Source organism: Corallococcus sp. AB011P (genome assembly GCF_003611605.1).
In the GTDB taxonomy this organism is placed as follows: Bacteria; Myxococcota; Myxococcia; order Myxococcales; family Myxococcaceae; genus Corallococcus; species Corallococcus coralloides.
Genome location: NZ_RAVX01000003.1, coordinates 325378 through 348132 on the forward strand (window position 1 = coordinate 325378; position 22755 = coordinate 348132).

At 71.7% G+C, this 22755-nt stretch carries 14 protein-coding genes; 12 read left to right on the forward strand and 2 right to left on the reverse strand.

The window, feature by feature from the left end:
• Nucleotides 1–34 precede the first annotated feature (34 nt).
• A complete protein-coding gene (lpdA, locus tag D7X30_RS11110; RefSeq protein WP_120562862.1) occupies nt 35–1432 on the forward strand; it encodes a dihydrolipoyl dehydrogenase in 1398 nt (465 codons plus the stop codon).
• Here lpdA and D7X30_RS11115 read toward each other — a convergent pair.
• On the reverse strand, nt 1429–2427 hold the full coding sequence (locus D7X30_RS11115; protein WP_120562863.1) for a YafY family protein: 999 nt from the start codon (nt 2425–2427) through the stop codon (nt 1429–1431). The two genes, lpdA and D7X30_RS11115, sit on opposite strands and share 4 nt — an antisense overlap.
• Before the next feature lie 102 nt (nt 2428–2529).
• On the opposite strand from D7X30_RS11115, the gene D7X30_RS11120 reads away from it, so the two are divergent.
• The 7 genes from D7X30_RS11120 to D7X30_RS11145 all read left to right on the forward strand — a co-directional run bounded on the left by D7X30_RS11120 (nt 2530) and on the right by D7X30_RS11145 (nt 16585).
• Nucleotides 2530–3486 (forward strand): SDR family oxidoreductase, encoded by a 957-nt coding sequence (locus D7X30_RS11120; RefSeq protein WP_120562864.1) that lies wholly within the window; start codon nt 2530–2532, stop codon nt 3484–3486.
• Between the two features lie 64 nt (nt 3487–3550).
• On the forward strand, nt 3551–4957 hold the full coding sequence (locus tag D7X30_RS11125; protein WP_120562865.1) for a hypothetical protein: 1407 nt from the start codon (nt 3551–3553) through the stop codon (nt 4955–4957).
• A gap of 106 nt (nt 4958–5063) precedes the next feature.
• On the forward strand, nt 5064–5276 hold the full coding sequence (locus D7X30_RS41630; RefSeq protein WP_147443163.1) for a hypothetical protein: 213 nt from the start codon (nt 5064–5066) through the stop codon (nt 5274–5276).
• A 104-nt stretch (nt 5277–5380) separates the two neighbouring features.
• Nucleotides 5381–11278, forward strand: a complete 5898-nt coding sequence (locus tag D7X30_RS11130; protein WP_147443164.1) for an Ig-like domain-containing alpha-2-macroglobulin family protein — start codon at nt 5381–5383, stop codon at nt 11276–11278.
• Nucleotides 11278–13581 carry a penicillin-binding protein 1C gene (pbpC, locus tag D7X30_RS11135; protein ID WP_120562867.1) on the forward strand — a complete coding sequence of 768 codons (2304 nt, stop codon included), beginning with the start codon at nt 11278–11280 and terminating at the stop codon, nt 13579–13581. Before D7X30_RS11130 ends, pbpC begins: the two co-directional genes overlap by 1 nt.
• A 311-nt stretch (nt 13582–13892) precedes the next feature.
• Nucleotides 13893–14906 (forward strand): SpoIID/LytB domain-containing protein, encoded by a 1014-nt coding sequence (locus tag D7X30_RS11140; protein ID WP_158619240.1) that lies wholly within the window; start codon nt 13893–13895, stop codon nt 14904–14906.
• Nucleotides 14907–15115: 209 nt separating this feature from the next.
• On the forward strand, nt 15116–16585 hold the full coding sequence (locus tag D7X30_RS11145) for an OmpA family protein (protein WP_158619241.1): 1470 nt from the start codon (nt 15116–15118) through the stop codon (nt 16583–16585).
• A 36-nt stretch (nt 16586–16621) separates the two neighbouring features.
• On the opposite strand, the gene D7X30_RS11150 is transcribed toward D7X30_RS11145, so the two are convergent.
• Complete coding sequence (locus D7X30_RS11150; RefSeq protein WP_233591511.1) at nt 16622–17425, reverse strand: DUF72 domain-containing protein; 804 nt, start codon at nt 17423–17425, stop codon at nt 16622–16624.
• 140 nt (nt 17426–17565) lie between these two features.
• Here D7X30_RS11150 and lipA point away from each other — a divergent pair, with 140 nt between their 5' ends.
• From lipA to lipB, 4 genes are all read left to right on the forward strand, one after another.
• Nucleotides 17566–18495: a lipoyl synthase gene (gene lipA, locus D7X30_RS11155; RefSeq protein ID WP_014396538.1), complete on the forward strand. Its 930-nt coding sequence runs from the start codon at nt 17566–17568 to the stop codon at nt 18493–18495.
• Between the two features lie 43 nt (nt 18496–18538).
• Complete coding sequence (locus D7X30_RS11160) at nt 18539–19810, forward strand: dihydrolipoamide acetyltransferase family protein (protein WP_120562871.1); 1272 nt, start codon at nt 18539–18541, stop codon at nt 19808–19810.
• A 99-nt stretch (nt 19811–19909) separates the two neighbouring features.
• Nucleotides 19910–21670, forward strand: coding sequence for a ClpX C4-type zinc finger protein (locus D7X30_RS11165; protein ID WP_120562872.1), 1761 nt, complete (start codon nt 19910–19912; stop codon nt 21668–21670).
• Nucleotides 21667–22752, forward strand: a complete 1086-nt coding sequence (lipB, locus tag D7X30_RS11170; protein WP_120562873.1) for a lipoyl(octanoyl) transferase LipB — start codon at nt 21667–21669, stop codon at nt 22750–22752. Before D7X30_RS11165 ends, lipB begins: the two co-directional genes overlap by 4 nt.
• Nucleotides 22753–22755 lie beyond the last annotated feature (3 nt).

The following is a 22755-nucleotide window of genomic DNA, read 5'->3' on the forward strand; positions in this document are numbered from 1 at the left end:
CGAGTTCCATCCGCAAAAATGACCGGAGGCGTGTGTGGCTGAGACTTTCGACGTGGTGATCATCGGCTCGGGTCCTGGCGGCTATGTGGGCGCCATCCGCGCGGCCCAGCTCGGGCTGAAGACGGCCATCATCGAAAAGGACAAGCGCCTGGGTGGCACGTGTCTGCACCGCGGCTGCATCCCCACCAAGTCGCTCCTGTGGACGGCGTCGCTCTTCCACCACATCAAGGAGTCGTCCGACTTCGGCATCGATGTGGCGAACCCGACCGTGAACTGGGCCAACGCCCAGAAGCACAAGGACAAGGTCGTCACGAAGGGTGCCAACGGCATCGACTTCCTGATGAAGAAGAACAAGATCACCGTGGTGAAGGGCCACGGCCGCATCGCCGGCAAGGGCAAGGTGGAGGTCACGGCGGAGGACGGCTCCAAGCAGACCCTGGAGACGAAGAACATCATCATCGCCACGGGCTCCGTGCCCAAGTCCCTGCCGAACGTGGCGGTGGACCACAAGCGGGTGATGAACAGTGACTCCATCCTGACCATCGACCGCATCCCCAAGAGCATCATCGTCCTGGGCGCGGGCGCGGTGGGCTGCGAGTTCGCCTCCGTGTTCAACCACGTGGGCAGCAAGACGGCCATCGTGGAGTACATGCCCGCGCTGCTCCCCATCGAGGACGCGGACATCTCCAAGGAGCTGGACAAGGTCTTCCGCCGCCGCGGCATCGACGTGCACACGGGCTCCGCGGTGCAGAAGGTGGAGCACACGGCGGACGGCGTGCGCGTCACCATGACGGTGGGCAACGAGACCAAGACGCTGGAGGCCGAAATCCTCCTGTCGGCGGTGGGCCGCTCGCCCGTCACCGAGGACGTGGGCCTCAACAAGACGGCCGTCCAGGTGGACCGCGGCTTCATCAAGGTCGACACGCTGTGCCGCACCAGCGAGCCCAACGTCTACGCCATTGGCGACGTCATCCCCACGCCGATGCTGGCGCACATGGCGTCTGCCGAGTGCGTGATGGTGGTGGAGCACATCGCCGGGAAGAACCCCGCGCCCATCAATTACGACCTGACCCCGTCCGCCACGTACTGCTACCCCGAGGTGGCGTCCGTGGGCCTCACGGAGAAGAAGGCCAAGGAGCGCGGCTACGACGTGAAGGTGGGCATCGCCCCCTTCGGTGCCGTGACGAAGTCGGCCATCTCCAACGAGTCGGTCGGCCTCATCAAGATCGTCTCCGACAAGAAGTACGACGAGGTGCTGGGCATCCACATCATCGGGCCGCACGCCACGGAGCTGCTCGCCGAGGCCTGCGTCGCGATGAAGCTGGAGATCACCACCGAGGAGCTGGCCCACACCATCCACGCGCACCCGACGCTCTCGGAAATCATGCACGAGGGCGCCGAGGCCACGCTGGGTCACCCGCTGCACTTCTAGCGGGCTCGGCGGCCCGGCCCCTTCCGGCCGGGCCCGCCGTAGAGCGCCTGGAGTGAGGCCGCCAGCGCGGCCAGCCGTTGGCGCAGTGGTTCCGGGGCGAGCACCTCCACGCCCGCCCCGATTTCGCACAGCTGGGAGACCGCGATGGACTCCCGCTCGAAGTCCAGCGTCACCTTCCGCTTCCCACCGCGTGCCGCGGGCGCCTTGTCGATGCGCTCACCGTCGGCCGGGGGACGCATCCTCCGCAGCGCCGCTTCCCCCTCCTGCGTGCAGGAGAGCGTGACGTCGTAGCGGGGGCGCTCGGTGGCGAACTTCGCGCACCAGTCCTTCCAGAACACGGGCAGGTCGAAGCCCTGCGGGCGGGTGAAGCCCTGGGGGCGCAGCCGCACGTCGCCAATGCGCCCGCCCCGGAAGACGCGCGGGCCCTTGTCCGTCCCCGCGACGAGGTACCAGCGGTCCGCTTTGATCACGAGCCCGTAGGGGTCCACCGTCCGGCGGGAGCGGGCGCCGTCGAAGTCCTGGTAGCTCAGCGACACGCGGCGGTCCTGCCAGGCGGCGTCGCGCAGCTTGCCCAGGTGCGGCAGGGGCTCACGGCCGGTGAACCAGCCGGAGGCGTCCACGTGCAGCCGCTGGCGCGCGTGCTCCAACGCGGGCTGCTGGAGGGCGGGGAGGGCGGCGGCCAGCTTCACCAGTCCCGTGCGCAGCGGCCCGGACAGGCCCAGGTCGTCCAGGGCTCCAGGGGCGCCCACCGTGGCCAGGGCCTGGAGCTCCGGGCGGGTGAGGCCGGTGAGCTGCGTGCGCCAGCCCTCCATCAGCGCCACGCCGCCCGCGGCGCCGCGGGTGGCGTAGACGGGGACGCCCGCGGTGGAGAGGGCGTCCAGGTCCCGGTGCACGGTGCGGCTGGAGACCTGGAGCTCGCGCGCCAGCTCGCCCACGGTGCTGCGGGGCCGGGACTGGAGGCGCATCAACAGGTGGACGAGGCGATCCGCGCGCATGGGCCCTCTGGGCTTTGGGAGAGGTGCAGCCTGGGCCGGCAATCATGACAGGGGTTGTCAGGATTGGGGATGCATGGTGGCGCTTGAAAGGGGAGCACTGACATGAAGCCACTCGAAGGACAGGTGGCCCTGGTCGCGGGAGCGACGCGGGGCGCGGGCCGGGGAATCGCGACGATGCTGGGGGCGGCGGGGGCCACGGTGTACTGCACCGGGCGCAGCGTACGGGGTGGGCTTGCGAGCGGAGCGTCGCGGCCGGAGACGATCGAGGAGACGGCGGAGCAGGTGACCGCGCTGGGCGGGAAGGGCATCGCGGTGCGGGTGGACCACTCCGTGGAGGAGGAGGTGGAGGCGCTGTGTCAGCGCATCCGCGCGGAGGCCGGGAAGCTGGATGTGCTGGTCAACGACATCTGGGGCGGGGAGACGCTGCACGAGCTGGGGCTGGCGTTCTGGAAGCAGTCTCCGGCGAAGGCGCGGCTGATGTTCGACCGCGCCGTGTACACGCACCTCGTCACCAGCCGCTACGCGGTGCCGATGATGCTGGAGCGCGACCGGGGGCTCATCGTGGAGGTGACGGATGGGGACTCGTTCGGCTACCGGGGCGCCGTCGCGTACGACGTGACGAAGATGGCGGTCATCCGGCTGGCCTTCGCGATGTCGAGGGACCTGCGCCGCACGAACCTCACGGCGCTGGCGGTGACGCCGGGGTTCCTGCGCTCGGAGGAGATGCTGGATGGCTTCGGGGTGAAGGAGGCGAACTGGCGCGACGCGGTGAAGAACGTCCCGGACTTCATCGCGTCGGAGACGCCGTCGTACGTGGGCCGCGGGGTGGCGGCGCTCGCGGCGGATCCGGACGTCCACCGCAGGGCGGGGCGTGTGGTCGCGTCGTGGACCCTGGCGCGCGAGTACGGGTTCACGGACCTGGATGGTTCGCAGCCGCACTGGGCGGAGTATTTCGAGCGGACCTATCGGAAGCCGTACACGGTCGCGGACGACGCGGCCTATGCGTCGTGGCTTGGCGGCTCCATCGAGATTGTGTGCCCGGACTGGCCGAAATACTGACCGTGCACGGCCCATCCCCGGCGGCCGGGCGAAGCGCTATGGTCTGACGCGAGAGGTCGCGCACATGGCCAAGGGGCACCGCAGGAACGACGAGCCGGATCGGATCGACGAGACCCGGGTCGCACCGTTGGACGACGACCTGGACGAGACGGACGAGGTCCGCACCGAGCAGACCCAGGTGCCGCCCGCGGTGCAGCGCGACGCCGCGGAGGCAGCCCGTTCCTCCGCGGCGGCTCCCGGCCGGAAGTCCTGGGGCAACCAGTCGCGGACCGCGCCCCCCACGGGCGCGGCCCCGCGCGTCGCCGAGTTCACGGGCCTGGAGACGCGGATGACGCCGCCTCCCGTCCCCGACGATGACCTGGTCCTGGAGACCCGCGTGGATGGGCTGTCGCCCCCGCCGCCGCCCCCTGGCCAGGGCGCGTGGGAGGAGGAGGACGCCGCGTTTGCTGCTCCGGCGACGGCCTCGCGCCCGTCACGTGACGGGGAGAATGTCCGGCAGGGGCGCGCGGGCGAGGGTGCTCGCCCATCGCGTGGCGGCGCACGCGAGAACGGGCAGGGCGCTCCAGAGGCCGTTCGTCCGGGGCGTGCGGTGACTCGCGAAGAGGGGCAGGACCTGCCGGAGATCGTCCGCCCGAGTCGCGGTGGTGCACGCGAAGAGGGCCAGGGCCTTCCGGAGATCGCGCGCCCTTCCCGGGGAGCGGGCTCCGCTCGTGGCGGCGCGAAGCAGGGCGAGGGGCAGGGGCTCCCTGAGATCGCCCGCCTGGGCCGTGACGGCGCGAAGCAGGAGGAGGGCTTCGAGCTGCCGGAGATCATCCGCGCGGGCCATGGCGCCGAACTGGACGGAAGCTCCTCCGAGCCTCCTCGCAAGGCCAGCCGGCCGGAGCCGATGATCTTCGCTCCACTCCCGTCCGCGCAGGCGGCGAGCCAGTCCGAAGCGGCGCCCGAGCTGCGCACGATGTTCGCCACCCACTCCGCGCTGCTCGCGGAGCGCCTCAAGGCCGAGCTCCAGCACAAGATCTACGGCCGCTCTCCGCACCGCATCCTCCGCGTGGACGAACCCGAGGGCCCCAGCACCGCGGGCGGCAAGCAGGCCCGTCAGGCCATCTCGCTCGTGGACCGCAAGGGGACCGCGCCCGCGCTCGTCGCGGGCTGGGTGGACGTGGCCAAGGGACAGGCCTCGCTGCGCAACCACGAGGCCGTGGCCAAGCGCTACGAGTTCCAGCACGGCACGCCGCTGGAGCTGGTCCCGGAGGAGTACGAGAAGTTCCTCACCGACGTGGACGAAGTGCTGCGCACCGCCGCCATCCAGGTCCGCATCCTCGTGCCGGACGAATCCGCGCCCACGCGCGCCACCGTGGGGCAGCAGACCCCGCGTGCCACCGGCGTCGCCGTGCGCTGGGTGATGCTGCTCGTCGTCGTGGCCTTCCTGCTGGGGCTCGGCGCGGGCGCCACGCTGCTGCGCGGCGGCTGAAGGCCCGCCACTGTCCGCTGAACGAAGGGGCGCTGCGCACCGGTGCGATGGCCCGGCCGCCTCGCCCCTTCCACCTTGGTGCCTCCCCATCCGGCCGGAGGCACCCATGGCGTCATCCCCTCGCCGTCCGAAGTCCCACCTGCGCAAGCTGCTGGGCGGCTGCGTCGTGTCCGTTGCCCGGGCCTTCGCCCCGACCTCCGTGCTCGCGGATGGTCCTCCGGTGCTGGATGTCAGGCTGCGTTACAGCCGCGTTCCTGGCCCGGGCCGGGACTCTCAAGCGCTCGGAATCCGAGGTGCGGATCCGCGCCTCAGCGGATGACGCGGGAGTGAAAGCGGGGCGGGGTGCCCCATGGTACGGTGCTCGCGTCATTTTTCAGGGGGGACATCCACGATTGCCCGCCCTGGAACTTCGTGAGCCCCATCATGCGCAGACTCTCTCTGCTGGCCCTCTGCCTCGTCGTCGCCACCGCGTGTTCATGCGGCGACAAGGACTCGAAGGGCGGCCCCTCGGAGACCGGCACCGCGCCGACTCCGTCCTCGAAATCCCCTGGCCTCGCCGTCGAGCCGCTGCCCGAGCCTCCCGCGCTGAAGATCGACGCCGAGGACGCCGCGGCGCAAGGCCCGCTCTCCATCGCGGCCGCGCGGCCGACGGGCCAGGTCTACGGCAGCGCCCGGCCGACCATCACCTTCACCAAGCCGATGATCGCCCTGGGCTCGGTGGCCGCGGAGCGTGGCCTGGCGGCCCCCGCGACCATCACCCCCGCGCTGGAAGGCGAGTGGCGCTGGCTGGGCTCCGCGAGCGTGGAGTTCGTGCCGAGCGCGCCCGTGAAGCTGAGCACGCAGTACACGGTGACGGTGCCCGCGGGCCTCAAGGCCATGGACGGCACCGCGCTGGCGCAGCCGTACACCTTCCAGTTCGAGACGCAGCGCCCCTCGCTCCAGACCGCGCAGCCGGAGTCGGAGTTCCGCTGGGTGCAGCCGGAGCAGGTCTTCACGCTGACCTTCAACCAGGCGGTGAAGGACCTGGCGCAGCACGCGCGCCTGGAGCCCGCGACCGGCGCGCCCGTGCCGCTCACGCTGGTGAAGGCGACGCCGCTCGCGGACGTGAAGGAAGTGCAGGTGGGCAGCGGCCCGGCGCGCAGGTCCCAGGACCGCCGCGTGAAGTACGAGCTGAAGCCCGCGCAGAAGCTGCCCTCGGGGACGCAGTTCACCCTGGTGGTGGACGGTGAGCTGACGGGCACGGAGGGCCCGCTGCCCATGGGCGAGGCGGTGCGCCACCCCTACGCCACCTACGGCGCGCTCAAGGTGGAGTCCGCGGGCGCGTGCGTGTTCACCTGGGGCGAGGAGCAGTGCTCCTACGGCCCGCTCATCCTCTTCACGTCCAATGAGCTGGACGCCGCCTCGCTCAAGGGCAAGGTGACGCTGGAGCCGAAGGCGGAGATAGACTGGGAGCGCGTGCAGACGCAGCTGCCGTGGTCGGGCTCGGAGCTGAAGAACCCCTACGTGTCGCTGCCCGGCCGCTACCGCCCCGGCACCACGTACAAGATCAAGGTCGCGGAAGGGTACAAGGACCTCTTCGGCCAGACGGGCCCCGCCTTCCAGGGCCAGGTGAAGCTGTCGGACGTGGAGCCGTCCTTCGACTCCGGCTCGCGCGAGGCGCTGGTGGAGGCGTCCGGTGACGGCTCCATCCCCATGGTGACGACCAACGTCCCGGAGGTGCAGGCGGAGGTGTGGGCGCTGTCTCCCGCGCAGCTCGCGCAGCTCATCGACACCAGCGAGTGGCCGTCCTCGGAGCCCTACCGGACGACGTTGGACACGAAGTCCGCGCGCAACGTGGAGCGCACCACGCCGTTGGATCTGCGCCCGGCGTTCAGCGGGGCGAAGACGGGCCTGTTCCTCGCGCGGCTCGATGCTCCGTTGCTCAAGCAGAAGTACCCGCGCCGCGTCATCGGGCAGGTGACGGACCTGGCGGTGCACGCGAAGCTGGGCGCCGCCTCCGGCGTGGTGTGGGTGACGTCGCTGGCGACGGGCGCCCCGGTGCCGGACGCGCAGCTCACGCTCTGGGACAAGCAGGGCACGGAGCACTGGACGGGGACGACGGACGCCAACGGCCTGGCGAAGGTGCCGGGCCTGTCGGAGCTGCTCAAGCCCAAGAACGAGAACGCCTGGGACACGCCCTGGGCCATGGTGTCCGCGGTGAAGGACACGGACATCGGCGTGACGCTGTCCACGTGGGAAGGCGGCATGTCGCCCGGCGCGTTCTCGTTGCAGAGCGCGTGGGAGGGCCGCGTCGCGGACAGCCTGGGCTTCGTGTTCGCCGACCGCGGCATCTACCGCCCCGGTGACGACGTGATGCTCAAGGGCGTGGCGCGCTACCGCCGCCTGGGAGTCCTCAAGTCTCCGCCCGCGAACACGAAGGCGCAGGTGACGGTGACCAGCTCGCGCGGCGAGAAGGTCTTCCAGACGGAGGCCACCGTCACGAAGTACGGCACCTTCCGCGCGGACCTCAAGCTGGGCAAGGACATGCCGCTCGGCTACTACGACGTGGCCGCGAAGCTGAAGGTCGGCGGCGAGACGCTGAGCTACGGCGGCACCTTCCGCGTGGAGGAGTACCGCGCGCCGCAGTTCCGCGTGGACGTGGCGGTGCCGAAGAAGGACGTCGCGGCCGGCGAGCCGCTCACCGCCCGCGTGGACGCGCGCTACCTGTTCGGCGGCGCCATGGGCGACGCGCAGGTGCGCTGGAGCGTGCAGCGCGTGAGCTCCTTCTTCACGCCCCCGGGCAATGAAGCCTTCACCTTCGGTGTCAACACCTGGTGGTGGGACGACGACCAGCCGGAGCACAGCAGCGAATCGTTCGGCTCCGGTGACGGCCGCACGGACGCGCAGGGCCAGCTGGCGCTGGCGGTGGGCAACGCGGACGCGCCCGGCGGCAAGACGTGGGAGTACACGCTGGAGGCGGAGGTGGAGGACGTCAACCGTCAGCGCGTCGCCAACCGCAACCTCATCATCGTGCACCCCGCGGACGTCTACGCGGGCCTGCGCACGCTCTCCACTGGCTTCGCGGAGGCCGGCAAGGAGGTGGGCCTGGAGTTGGTTGCGGTGTCGCCCGAGGGCAAGCGCCAGGACGGCGTCGCGGTGGACGTGAACATCAAGCGCCGCGAGTGGAAGTCCATCCGCAAGAAGGGCGACGGCGGCCAGTGGTTCACCGTGACGGAGCCGGTGGAGACGGAGGCGGCGAAGTGCAATGTGAAGAGCGCGGCGACGCCGCAGCCGTGCAAGTTCACCCCGGCCGAGCCCGGCCTGTACGTGATGGAGGCGGTGGCCACGGACGCCAAGGGCCGCAAGGCGACGACGCGCGACTCGCTCTACGTCACGGGCTCCGGTTGGGTGTCCTGGCAGCGCAACGACACGGATCGCATCGACCTGGTGGCGGACAAGCAGCTGTACGACGTGGGTGACACCGCGAAGGTGCTGGTGAAGAGCCCGTACCCGCAGGCGGATGCCATCCTCACGGTGGAGCGCGAGGGTGTGCTCAGCGTGCGCCGCGTGAAGCTCAAGGGCAGCGCCACCGCGCTGGACGTGCCGCTGGGTGAAGGCGCCATCCCCAACGTCTTCGTGGGCGTGGTGCTGGTGCGCGGCCGCGTGGAGGCGGCCAAGGGCATCGAGTCCGGTGACGACCCGGGCCGCCCCGCCGTTCGCGTGGGCTACACCCAGCTGAAGGTGGAGAAGAAGGCCAAGCGCCTGTCAGTGGCGCTGACGCCGGACGCGCCGGAGAAGCGCCCGCGCGACAAGGTGACGGTGGACGTCGCGGTGAAGGACGCGACGGGCAAGGGCACGAAGTCCGAGGTCACGCTGTGGGCCGTGGACGAGGGCGTGCTGCGGCTGACGGGCTACAAGGCGCCGGATCCGCTGGACGCGATGTTCCAGGAGCGCGGCCTGTCGGTGCGCATCGGCGAGCCGCTCATCCACCTGGTGCTGCGCAAGCTGTATGGCGAGAAGGGCTCGCGGCCGGGCGGCTCCGGCGGCTCCGACACGACGGGCTCCGGCATCCGGTCCAACTTCAAGACGACGGCGGTGTTCCAGTCGGTGGAGACGGACGACCAGGGCCAGGCGAAGGTGGAGTTCACGCTGCCGGACAACCTGACCACCTTCCGCATCATGGCGGTGGCCGTGACGGACGCGGACCGCTTCGGCGTGGGCGAGAGCAAGGTGCAGGTGGCCAAGCCGCTGCTGGCGCTGCCGGCGCTGCCCCGGTTGGTGCGCGTGGGTGACAAGGCGGAGGCGGGCGTGGTCATCCACACCACCAACCCGGCCATCAAGGAGGCCAAGGTCACCGCGCAGCTCACGGGCGTGCGCGTGGAGGGGCCCTCGGAGAAGACGGTGCAGTTGGACGGCAAGGCCCGCGAGGTGCGCTTCACCTTCGTGGCCGAGCAGCCGGGCACCGCGGTGCTGCGCTTCGCCGTCGCGGGTGGCGGTGAGACGGACGGGGTGGAGCAGAAGATCCCCGTGCAGCTGCCCGTGGGCATGGAGGCGGTGGCGGTCTACGGCGACACGACCAACGAGCGCGTGGAAGGGCTCAAGCCGCCGGGTGGCGTGCGTCCGGGCATGGGCGGCCTCTCGCTGACGATGTCCTCCACCGTGATGGGCGGGTTCGACGAGTCGATGAACCAGCTGGTGGACTACCCCTACGGGTGCCTGGAGCAGATGTCGTCGCGGCTGGTGCCGTTCGTCGCGCTGCGCGAGCTGTCCGGCAAGTTCGGCGTGGCGTGGACCGGCGGCTCGGAAGAGCAGAAGCAGGCGTTCGTGCGCGGCTTCCTCAGCGAGGACGCGCTGAAGACGCAGGGCACGCTGGATCCGGACGCGGTGGTGACGGCGACGGTGCGCAAGATTGAAGCGCTCCAGAACCACGACGGCGGCTTCCGCTTCTGGGCCTCCAGTGATTGCGCGTCGCCGTATGCGTCCGCGTACGCGACGCTGGCGTTGGCGCGCGCGAAGGAGGTGGGCTACCCGGTGAACGCGGGCGTGCTCGACAAGGCGAGGAAGTTCCTGGCGGACAAGGTGGCGGCGGGCGTGTGCACGCAGTGCGCCTATGGCTGCAACGCGCCGGGGCTGGAGACGCGGGTGTTCGCGCTCTACACGCTGTCGCGCATGGGGTCGCCGCGGCCGTCGTACTACAACGAGCTGTTCGAGCAGCGGCAGAAGCTGCCGCTCTTCGCGCAGGCGATGCTGACGGACGCCATCTTCGTGGGGAAGGGCAACCGCGCGCAGGGCCAGAAGCTGCTCCAGGAGCTGCTCAACCAGGCCCAGGAGTCCGCGGCGGGCGTGCACTTCCAGGAGACGGACCCCAAGACGTACGCGCCGCTCTGGTCCTCCGACACTCGCACCACGGCGCTGGTGCTCCAGACGCTGGTGGACGTGCAGCCGGACCACCCCTACGTGTCGAAGATGGGCCGCTACCTGGCGTCCGCGCGCGAGGGTGACGGGCGCTTCCGCAACACGCAGGAGGCGGCCTTCACGCTGATGGCGCTGTCGGAGGTGGTGCGCCGCAAGGAGACGGCCGTGCCGTCCTTCGAGGCGGTGGTGAAGCTGGGCGGGCAGGTGATTGCCTCCGCCGACTTCAAGGGCCGCGACATGGGCGTGAAGACGGTGCAGGTGCCGGTGGAGAAGCTGGGCCCGGCGGACAAGGCGCAGCCGCTCACCTTCGGGGTGAACGGCACGGGCAACCTCTACTACGGGGCGCTCCTGCGCTACGCGCCGGCGCAGCTGCCGGTGGACCCCATGGACCGGGGCATCATCGTCCAGCGCTGGTTCGAGCCGTACACGGGCGGCGGCCAGGCGAAGGCGGCGCGCGCGGGCGAGCTGGTGCGCGTGCGCGTGCGCGTGGCCACGCCCATGCGGCGCAACTTCGTGGCGGTGGACGTGCCGCTGCCCGCGGGCCTGGAGCCGGTGGACACGTCGCTGGCCAGCACGGCGCGGCTGCCGGGCCCCGCGGGCTCCGGCCAGGAGGAGGGCCCCGGCGAGGGCTACGAGTACGAGAGCGAGGAGGACCTGTCGGAGACGGACGAGCCCCAGAACGTCTGGGCCACGCGCTTCTGGTCGCCGTTCAACCACACGGAGATGCGGGATGACCGCGTGGTGTTCTTCGCCGACGAGCTGCCCCCCGGTGTGCACGTGGCGACCTTCGTCGCCCGGGCCACGACGCCGGGTGACTTCCTGCTCAAGCCCGCGCACGCGGAGGAGATGTACGCGCCGGAGGTGTTCGGCCGCTCCGAGGGTGGACGCTTCCCGGTGCTGATGCCGGACGAGGTCGCTTCGAAGTGATGAAGCGCCTCACGCTTCGCGGGACGGTGCGCGCCGTGGCGGTACTGGCGGCGCTCCTGGTGGTGGGCTGCGCGGGCTTCGTCGCGTGGCCCCTGCCGGGGACGTTGTTGTCCCGCGAGGCGCTGTCCTCGCTGGTGCTCACCGACCGCACGGGCCACGCCCTGCGCGAGGTGCTCTCCCGCGAGGACGGACGCAGTGTGGGCCTTCCGGAGGGACGCATTCCTCCGAAGGTGCGGCAGGCCTTCATCGCCGCGGAGGATCAACGCTTCACGTGGCATCCGGGCGTGGACGTGGTGGCGGTGGCCCGGGCGGCGCGAGACAACGTGTCCGCCGGGCGCATCGTGTCCGGCGCGTCCACGATTCCGCAGCAGCTGGCGCGCAGGCTGGTGCCCCGGGAGCGCTCCTGGTGGGGCAAGGCCGGCGAGGCGCTGTGGGCGCTGCGGCTGACCGCGCACCTGTCCAAGGAGCAGGTGCTGCTGGAGTACCTGGACCGCGTGCCGCTGGGGAACTCCACGTTCGGCGTGGAGGCGGCGGCGCGGCGGTACTTCGGGCGGCCCGCGGAGCGGCTGTCGGCGGGGCAGGCGGCGCTGCTCGCGGGGATGGCCCGGTCGCCCGCGCGGAGGGATCCATACCGGCGGCCGGAGATGGCCAAGGCCGGGATGCGCGACGTGCTGTCGCGCATGGTGGAGGAGGGCTTCCTGACGAAGGAGGAGGCGCGGCTGGCGGAGGAGACGCCGCTGGACCTGGTGCCTCCGGAGCGCGTGTTCGAGGTGCCGCACCTGACGACGGCGCTGCTCCAGCGGCTGCCGGAGCTGGGGTTGGATCGGGCGTCGCGCATCGAGACGACCATCGACCCTGCGCTCCAGGTGGCGGTGGAGAAGGCCATCACGGAGGAGCTGCGGGGTTTGGCGCACCGGCGCGTGGGCGAGGCGGCGGCCATCGTCATCGACAATGCTTCGGGCGAGGTGCTCGCGTACGTGGGGTCCTCGGACTTCCTGGACGAGGAGAAGGGCGGGCAGAACGACGGCGTGCGCTCGCTGCGGCAGCCGGGGTCCGCGCTCAAGCCGTTCGCGTACGGGCTGGCGCTGAGCAAGGGCTTCACGCCGTCGAGCGTGCTCGCGGACGTGGAGGTGCACCTGGCGACGCCGGGCGGCGCGTATGTGCCGAAGAACTATGATCGGCGCGCGCACGGTCCGGTGCGGCTGCGGGCGGCGCTGGCGTCCAGCTACAACATCCCGGCCGTGCGGGTGGCGGACGCGCTGGGGCCGGAGCAGGTGCTGCGCGTGCTGCGCGAGGCGGGCTTCCAGAGTCTCAAGGAGAGCGCGTCGCACTACGGCGTGGGCATCGTGCTGGGCAACGGGGACGTGACGCTGCGCGAGCTGGCGCGGGCGTACCGGGGGCTGGCGCGGGGTGGGGTGGTGGGGCCGTTGAGGGAGGTGCGCGCGGCGTTCGGGCCGGACGGCAGGCCGCTGAGGATTCCGCAGGAGTTGGAGGAGCACCGCTTCCTGGCGGCGCGGCCGGTGGAGCTGCTCACGGACGTGCTGGCGGACGAGGCCGCGCGGGCACCGGCCTTCGGCCTGGACAATGCGTTGCGGCTGCCGTTCCGCGTGGCGGCGAAGACGGGGACGAGCCGGGCGCACGTGGACAACTGGGCGGCGGGCTTCACGCGCGAGCGCACGGTGGCGGTCTGGGTGGGCAACTTCGACGGCACGCCGATGCGCGGGGTGTCCGGCATCACGGGCGCGGGCCCGGTGTTCGCGCGGGTGATGGCGCTGGCGATGAGGGGCCTGCGTGCCGCGCCGCTGGTGGACCGGAACCACTTCGAGTCCGCGGAGATCTGCCCGCTGTCCGGCGAGCGCGCGGGCCCGAACTGTCCCGGAGCGATGAAGGAGGTCTACCTGCCGGGCACGGCGCCGCGCCACACGTGCACCATGCACCGGGGCGACGGCTCGCTGGACGTGGGCCCGGCGTATCTCGCGTGGGCACAAGCGGAAGGACTGGCCTCCACGTCGGTGAGTGCCGAGGGCGGTCCGGGCATGCAGCCCGGCTTCATCCTGCCGGCGAACGGGGATGAGTTCCTGGTGGAGCCCGAGCTGCCCGAAAGCGCGCAGGCCGTGCCCGTGCGGGTGATGGCGCCACAGGGGGCGAAGCTGCTGGAGCTGCGCACGGACGACGGCCGCCGCATCGAACTGCGTCCGCCCTTCGTGACACGGCTGCCGGCGGTGGCGGGAGAGCGGCGGTTGGAGCTCTGGGCGCCCGGTGGCTCCGAGCCGCTGGCGGTGACGCGGTTCCGGGTCCGATGAACGCGGCGGGCGTGGCCGTGCTCATCGCCGCGCTGGTGGCGGGCACGGCGCCTGACGTCGGGAGCACGGGCGCGTTGTCTCCGGCGGCTGATACGCATGTCCGTTCCACTTCACAGCCCGCGCGGGCGTCGCTCGCGGCCCGCGCGTTGGCCGATGCGAGCGAATCCTCCGCGCCTGCTTCCCGCGCGCATCAGCCCCTGGCCGATACGCACGTCAGCACCACTTCACGGCCTACGCGGTCGTCGCCAGCAGCCAGCTCGCCAGCCGCCGCGAGTGCGTCCTCTGCGCCCGCGGCCCGTGCGCGTAAGCCCGTGGCCGGTACGCAGGTCGACGTTCGCATCCTCTCCAAGCACCGGCCCGCGCGCCTGCGTCTGGACGGTCCGCGCTCGCTGGAGGTCGTTGCGTCGGGGAACACGCTCGTGGTCGATGGCCGCCCCCAGCCTCATGCCCTGCGGCTCGACGCTGGCCGCTGGCATGTCCGGGGCCGTGGCCTGGACCGGCGCTATGAGGCCGCGCTTTCGCTGGAGGCCCAGGACGGTGAGTTGATCGTCGTCGCCACCTTCGCGCTGGAGACCTACGTCGCCGCCGTTACCGCGAGCGAGACCGAGGTCGACACCCCTTTCGAGGCGCTCCGCGCACAGGCCATCACCGCGCGCAGCTACGTGCTCGCTTCCGGCAAACGGCACGACGAGGCCCGGGCCTGCGACCTCACTCACTGCCAGGTCCTTCGCGGTGAGGGCTTTGCCCGCCACCTGCGCCGCGCCCGCGATGCCACCCGCTCCACGGAAGGCGTCGTGCTGCGCCTTCACAGCGGCGCCGCGGCCCTCGCTCCATTCCACGCAAGCTGCGGCGGACATACCGCCGAGCCCGTGGCCGTGTTCGGTGCCCCGGACCTCACGGGCGCCGCCGCCGTGCCTGACCGCTGTCCCGCGTCGCCGTGGCGCGCCGTCGTGCCTCGCGCGCTGGTGTCGGCCGCCGCGTCGGTCGCGGTCGGCGGCCCCGCTCAGGCGGAGGATCTGCTGCTGGAGCGGGACTCCAGCGGCGCGGTGGTGCGCGTGGTGGACCGCGCTTCGGGACGCGAGGGCCGCGGTGACGCGTTCTTCCGCGCGCTCGGAGCGCGTGCCGGTTGGGATCGGATCCGCAGCGCGCGGTTCTCGATGACGCTTGGTGGTGACCAGGCACTCCTCGAAGGACAGGGCCACGGCCATGGCGTCGGCCTCTGTCAGGCTGGCGCGGCCCTGCTCGCACGGCAGGGCTGGACCGCGGAGCAGTTGCTCGCGCACTACTTCCCGCGCGCCCTCCTGGAGCAGCCTCGGGACAAGTGAACGCGAGGGCCGTCATGGCCTCCAGTTCGCAGTCGTCCGCGAAGGTGACGGCCCTCCGGGGGCTCTCCTCCGGCCTCTCCGCCAAGGCTTATCAGCAACCGCCGTGCTCCGTATCGATTGCACCAGAGCCCTCAGCCCCGCGCGGTCCGGTGGGGAGGTGGCTTCGCGCACCGGCCATCCCGGTGCGGAACCCAACCGGGAGGCATCACATGGCGTTCAATCTGATCGAAGCAGTCGGCTCACAGTTCATGCAGAAGGGATTGCTCCAGAAGATCAGCGCTTCGCTGGGCGAGGATCCGCAGGCCACCACCAAGGCGCTGCCGGGCGCCATCGCCTCCGTGGCCGCGGGCGTCGTGGACCAGGGCGGAAACGAGGCCGGTGCCCACCGCCTGCTGACGAAGCTCAACGAGGGCGGCTACACCGGGCCGGACGCGCCCCCACGCGCCGGCGGTGTCGGCGAGGGGCTCCTCGACGAGGAGGAGAGCGGGAAGGGGATGCTGAGCGGCATCTTCGGCAACAAGCTGGGCGGCGTCACCGAAGGGCTCACGCGCTTCGGCGGGATGCGCAATGCCGGCTCGGCGACGCGGCTGTTGTCCCTGGCCGCCCCCATGCTGATGGGCGTCCTGGGCAAGCAGGTGCGTGACCAACGCATGGGTTCTTCCGGGCTGATGCAGCTGCTCAACGGCCAGCGCAACAACATCGCCGCCGCGCTGCCCGCGGGCCTGGGCGGCATCCTGGGCTTCGGCGGTGCGCGCCACGCGGTCGCGGAGGTCATCGAACCCCACCGCGAGACCGTGTCGCAGGTTCGTGAGACGGGGCCCGTGCGCGAGGCCCACACCGTGCGCGAGACGACGCCCCGAACGACCTACAACCGCCCGCCGGAGCGCAAGAAGAGCATCGCCGGCTGGGCCATTCCGCTGGCCCTGCTCGCCCTGGTCGTGCTCGCGTGGGGCGCCCTGCGAGGACGCAGGCACGAGTCCGCCCGGGCTCCGCAGGTGAGCCACACCACACCGCCTCCCGCGCAGGAGCGCGTCGCGCAGACCCCCCAGCCCGCGCGGCCCACGACACCCCCGCCCGCGACGCCTCCCGCGACCCAGCCGCGGGCCACGCAGCCGAGCCCGCCCGCGACGGGTGGCGCCGGCACGGTGGGGAACGAGGGCACGGGCGGCTCTGGCAAACAGCCGAGCGAGAGCGCCAACATGGCGACCGACGCGGGCACGGGTGGCTCCGGCGACGTGGAGAAGCAGACCGCGGGCACCGGCGGTTCGGGCCAGGAGAAGATGCGCGCGAGCGACCCCAACAGCCTGCGTGAGGCCTTCAGTGGCCCGAGCGCGCAGCAGGGCTTCGTGCTGGAGGGCGTGGAGTTCAAGACGGGCTCGTCGCAGCTCACCAAGAGCAGCCAGCGCATGGTGGGCGAACTGGGTGACGTGATGCAGGAGAAGTCCGACGCGCGCGTGCGCATCAACGGCTTCACCGACTCCAGTGGCGACGCGAACGCCAACCGGCAGCTGTCGGAGAGCCGCGCGGAGAGCGTGCGCCGGGCGCTCGTGCGCCGAGGCATCCCGCAGGACCGCATCGAGGTCAGCGGCGAGGGTGACGCGAATCCCATCGCCTCCAACGACACTGCTGAGGGCCGCGTGCAGAACCGCCGCATCGAGGTGCAGGTGCTCGGTCAGTAATCCCCCCGGGCACGCGGTCCCGGCGGCGTCCGGTCCTCACGGGGAGGGCCGGGCGCCGCTGTCTTGGGGCACGGCGGACGGCTCCGGCCGGTGCAGCGGTTCACCCAGCAGGTCCGCCAGGTCGAACGCGTCCAGCAGCGCGTGGCCCTTCAGGTCGTTGTTGAAGAACACCCACGCCGTCCGGCCCGCGTCGCGCCAGGCGCTCACATCGTCCGCCACCCGCCGGAGCGCGCGGCGTCCATAGCGGCCCTCGTAGCGCCCTTGCGCGCCGTGGAAGCGCAGGTAGCGGAAGCCACCGGTGGGGCGGGGCACGGGCACGTCCACGAGGTCGTGCTCGCACACCGCCGCGCCATACGCGTCCAGCAACGCGAGCACCTCCGGGTGGTACCAGGCCGCGTTCCGGAACTCGAAGACGTGCCGCACGCCGCCCGGCAGGTGGGCGAGGAAGCGCTCCAGCCGCTCGGGGTCCGGCTTCGTCATGGTCGGCGGCAATTGCCACAGGAGGGGCCCCAGCCGGCTGCCCAGCCGCAGCACCCGCGAGTGGAAGAGCTCCACGCCCTCGCCCACCTCCTGGAGGCGCTTCAGGTGCGTGAGGAAGCGGCTGCCCTTGCACGCGAAGCGAAATCCGCGCGGTACCTGCTCGCGCCAGCCGTCCACGGCCGCCTCCGTGGGCAGGCGGTAGAACGTGGCGTTGAGCTCCACGGTGGAGAACACGCGCGCGTAGTAGGGGAGCCAGCGGCGGACCGGCAGCCCGTCCGGATAGAAGAGCCCCTTCCAGTGCTTGTAGACGTAGCCGCTCGTTCCCAGGTGGATGGCCGCCATGCGCTGGAGGATGGCCATGCCCCCCGCGCGTGGCCGCGCCCTGTCCACCGCGTTACACCTCCCGGAAGTTGTCCTCGGGGTTGGCCCGCGCTAACGCGAGGCGTTAGGGCTTCACGCTTGACCCTGCTTTCACCCACCCTCTAGAAGGCCCGCGACCCATGGCGACTCCCGACCGGTTTCCCCTCCCACAGGTCTCTGAAAGCACCCGTAAACCCGAGTGGTTGAAGGTGCGCCTGCCGCATGGCGAGGGCTATGAGCGGGTGAAGGCCATCGTGAAGCGGGTGGGGCTGTCCACGGTGTGCGAGGAGGCCCGCTGCCCGAACATCGCCGAGTGCTGGGGCGGTGGCACCGCCACGGTGATGCTGATGGGCGAGGTGTGCACGCGCGCGTGCCGCTTCTGCCACGTGAAGGTGGGGGCGCCCCCGCCGCTGGACCCGATGGAGCCCATCCATCTGGCGCAGGCGGTGCGGGAGATGAACCTGGAGTACATCGTCGTCACGTCGGTGAACCGCGACGACCGTCCGGACGGAGGCGCCGGCCACTTCGCGTCCGCCATCCGGGAGCTGCGCAAGGAGAGCCCGCGCACGCTCGTGGAGGTGCTCATCCCCGACTTCAAGGGGAAGGAAGAGGACCTGGCCACGGTGGCGCAGGCGAAGCCGCACGTGGTGGCGCACAACGTGGAGACGGTGGAGCGGCTGACGCCCACGGTGCGCGACCGCCGCGCGACGTACCGCCAGTCCCTGCGCGTGCTGGAGTACCTGAAGAACCGCCCGGAGAAGGTCTACACCAAGACGTCCGTCATGGTGGGCCTGGGCGAGACGGACGAGGAGCTGGAGCGCACGTTCAAGGATTTGCGCGACGTGGGCGTGGACGTGCTCACGCTGGGCCAGTACCTGCAGCCGTCGCAGTACCACCTGCGCGTGGAGCGCTTCGTGACGCCCGCGCAGTTCGAAGCCTACAAGGCGCTGGCGGAGTCCTTCGGATTCCTCTACGTGGCGTCCGGGCCGCTGGTTCGCTCCAGCTACCGCGCCGCCGAGTTCTTCATGAAGGGCCTGATGGAGCGCGAGCGCGTCGAGCGACTCGGCTGACCGGACGCACCCCTTCCCCAACCAGAGAGAGACACACCCCCTCATGGCGACTTTCGAATTCAAGCTCCCGGACCTCGGCGAAGGCGTGACGGAGGGCGAGCTCGTGAAGTGGCACGTCAAGGAGGGCGACCTGGTGAAGGAAGACCAGGTGCTCGCCGAGGTGATGACGGACAAGGCCACCGTCACCGTGCCCACCCCCCACGCCGGCCGCGTCGTGAAGACGCACGGCCGTGAGGGCGACATGGCGAAGGTGCACCAGCTGCTGGTGACGCTGGAGATGGAGGGCGGCGCTCCCTCGGCGCAGGCTCCCGCGTCCCATGGCGCTCCGGCGTCCCACGGCGCTCCGGCTTCGAGCCCCGCGCAGGCGGCGGCGCCCGCGGCCCCGGCTTCCGCCACGAAGGTGCTGGCCACGCCCGTCACGCGCCGCATGGCGCGCGAGCACGGCCTGGACCTGGCGGAGATCTCCGGCTCCGGTCCGCAGGGCCGCGTGACGAAGGCGGACGTGGTGGCGGCGCTGGAGGGGGGGACCGGCGCGCCGAAGAAGAACGAGGTCGCGGCCCCCGCGCCCCAGGCCGCGCGTCCGGCGGCGCCGCTGTCAGCGGGCAAGGGCGACGAGCGCATCGCGCTGCGCGGGCTGCGCAAGAAGATCGCCGAGAAGATGGTGCGCTCGAAGTTCACGATGCCGCACTTCGCGTTCGTGGAGGAGGTGGACGCCACGGACCTGGTCGCGCTGCGCACGCGGCTCAACAGCCAGCTGGCGGCGGCCGGTGACGGCACGAAGCTGACCTACCTGCCGTTCATCGTGAAGGCGACCATCGCCGCGATGAAGAAGTTCCCGCACCTCAACGCGAACTTCGACGAGGCGACGCAGGAGCTGGTGGTGCGCGGCGAGTACAACATCGGCATCGCGGTGGCCACGCCGGACGGCCTCACGGTGGCGGTGGTGCGCAACGCGGACCAGCTTACGCTGGGCGAGCTGGCGAAGGAGATCACCCGCCTGAGCGTCGCGGCGCGCGACCGCAAGCTGAAGATGGAGGAGCTGACGGGCGGCACCTTCACGATTACGTCGCTGGGGCAGAGCGGCGGCCTGTTCGCCACGCCCATCCTGAACCACCCGGAGGTGGGCATCCTGGGCGTTCACAAGCTGAAGAAGCGCCCGGCGGTGAAGAACGACCAGGTCGTGGTCCGGGACATGATGAACCTGTCGCTGTCCTGCGACCACCGCGTCATCGACGGCGATGTCGCGGCGAGCTTCGTGTACGAGATCATCAAGTACCTGGAAGCGCCGGACCTGCTGTTCCTCGCGATGGCGTGAGGACACGCGTCGTGGGGCACTCCCGACCGCTCCTGCTCCGGGGGGCGGCCGGGACGCGGGGGACCTCCGGAACAGCAACGTTGAAGGCGGGCAGCCGCGATGGCCGACAATCCCCGTGAGTTGATCCGCGCCGCGCAGACCGCCGAGCTCCAGGGAGACCGTGCGCGAGCGGCGGAGTGCCTGGAGCAGGCCGCCGCGCTGTTCCAGAAGTCCGGGCACACCTCGCGCGCCTCGCAGCTGTTGCGGCAGGCGCGCCAGTTGAAGGCCCGGGACCCGGACGTCAGCCCGGCCTTCACCGCGGCGATGACGGGCAACAAGGACGCGGTGGCCTACCGCGCGGTGAGCTGGGGCGACGCCGTCTCCGACGCGTTCAACGACAAGGCGGACGCCGTGGCGCACACGCTGGAGGACCCCACCGTGACCGGCGGCTCGGCGCTGCCCACCGAGCCCGGTCTGCCCAGGCTCGCCGGAAGGATCGCCGCCATCGGTGCGCCGTCCCCGGCCGAGGCCATCACCCCGCCTGACGGGACCGCCTCCGCGACCCGCGCCACGAGCACGCCCACCGAGCCCGAGGGAACTGCCGCTATCGATGCAGGTGGCCCGCGAGCTTCGCTCGAAGACACGGAGGCCACCGCTTCTGGCGGGGGGCCGCGTTCGGCTGAGGATCGCGATGCTTCGCGGCCGTCAGAGGAGGGAGTCGCATCGGTTGCGCCACGGCCCCTGTCCGGGCGCATGCATGCCGTCGGCCCGAGTAGCCAGCGCGATGCCTCTGACGACGATGTCGTCGTCCCGGGCGGACTGCTCCTGCCTCCGGAAGAGGACGAGCTCGACCCCGCGACCGGCCTGCTTCGCGCCTCGGGCGCCGACGACACCGTCGCTCCCGGAGGACTCCTGCGGCCGCCGGACGAGGACACCTCGCCCGTGCACGCTGAGCCCGCGCGAGGCCGCCGGCGCGAGAAGCGCATCATCGAGCGGGGCCCCACCCGCGCGGATCCGGCCCTGGACGCATGGTGCTCGTTCTGCTGCCGGCCCCGAGGCGAGGTGGGTGACCTGGTGGCGGGCCCGGCGGGCGCGTTCATCTGCAAGGGCTGCCTGGGCGAATCCCAGGGCCTGCTGGGCGACGTCGCCGCTCCATCCCCCGTGCGCAAGCCCGTGGTGGAGGAGCCGCGCGCTGGGGTCGTGGAGATGGTGGGCCACGACGAGGTGAAGACCCTGCTGGAGCGCACGGTCCAGGCGGGCGCTCGGTGCCTGCTGCTCGTGGGCCCGGAGGGCTGCGGCAAGAGCCTCTTCTTCCAGTCGCTCCAGCGGCGCGGCCAGGGCGTGCTCGCGTCCGTGGACGCGCTGGAGTCCACGCCGGGCACGGAGACGCTCCTCGTGGAGGACGTGGACCGCCTGGAGCCCCGGGCCCAGGCCGCGCTGACCGCGTTCCTGGCCCACCGCCCGGCGCGCGCGGTGGTGATGAGCGCTCGCGGCGCCGTGTCGTCGCTGGGCCTGTGGGTGCGAGGGGAGGGTGGCAGCCTGCCCGTCCCCACCACCGCGGGCATGATCGAAGCCGTGCAGGGCACCGTGCCGGTGTCGCTCCTGGAGCGCGTGCAGGTGCTGCTCCCGGTGCGCCGCCCCACGGTGCCGGAGCTGGTCGAAGTGGCCCGCCGCACCCTGGCCCTGCGCCAGCCGGCAGTGACGTTGTCCGAAGAAGTCCTGGGGGCGTTCGCCGCCGAAGCGGTCCGCTCCCCACGCGCGGGGCATGAGCTCCAGGCGCTGCTGTCGCGCGTCTACGCGGGCAGTTGGAGCCTGGAAGCGGCCCAGACGCCCGCCGCGCCATCCCACAACCCACGAGGGGGGCGAAAGGGATCACCATGAACACGCTCACCGTCTTCCGCCTGGGCCGGGTGGAGTACGAGGACGGACTGAAGCTGATGCACCTGTTCGGCGAGGCCCGCCTGCAGGAGCTCATTGGGGACGCGCTGCTGCTGTTGGAGCACCCGCCCGTCCTCACGCTGGGCCGCGCCGCGAAGCGCGAGAACATCACCGCCACGGACGCGCGCCTCTCGGAAGAGGGCGTGGAGGTGTTCGACACCAACCGCGGCGGCGACGTCACCTACCACGGCCCCGGACAGGTGGTGGGCTACCCCATCCTCCTCCTGCCGCCGGAGCGCCGCGACGTGCGCCGCTACGTGCGCGACGTGGAGCGCGGCCTCACCCAGACGCTCGCGGCCTTTGGCCTCACCGCTGGCGCCATCCCCAAGTGGCCGGGGGTGTGGCTGGGGCAGGAGGGCTCACCGGACGCGCGGAAGATTGGCGCCATTGGCGTGCACCTGTCGCGCTGGCTCACCACGCACGGCTTCGCGCTCAACGTGAACACGAACCTGGAGCACTTCCAGCTCATCGTCCCGTGCGGCATCCGCGAGGCGGGCGTCACGTCCATGCAGCGCGAGCTGGGCCACCCCGTGTCCGTCCCGGACGTGGAGGAGGTGCTCGCGCGCGAGTTCACCCAGGTCTTCGACGCCCAGCGCGTGGACGGCACGGTGGACCTGCGCACGGTGAGCGTCGCCGTGATGCACGGCCGGGGGCCGGAAGCGCGCGTGCTGCTGCTGCGCCGGACGCCGGAGCGCGGTGGCTTCTGGCAGACGGTGACGGGGCGCCTGGAGCCGGGCGAGTCCCCCGTGGAGGCCGCCCGCCGCGAGGTGGCGGAGGAGACGGGCCTTCAGCTCCCCGTGGTGGACCTGGCCTACCGCCACGCGTTCGCGCTGGGGGATGCGCTGCCGCCGAAGCTGGTGGAGGAGCACGGCTTCGCGGTGCACGCCGCGCCGGACACCCAGGTGCGCCTGGGCCCGGAGCACGACGCCTTCGAGTGGGTGGACGTGCCCACGGCGCTCGCGCGGCTGCCCTTCCGGGGCCTGCGCGAGACGGTGACCCGGGCGCTCAGCGCGCCCAGGCCGTGACTG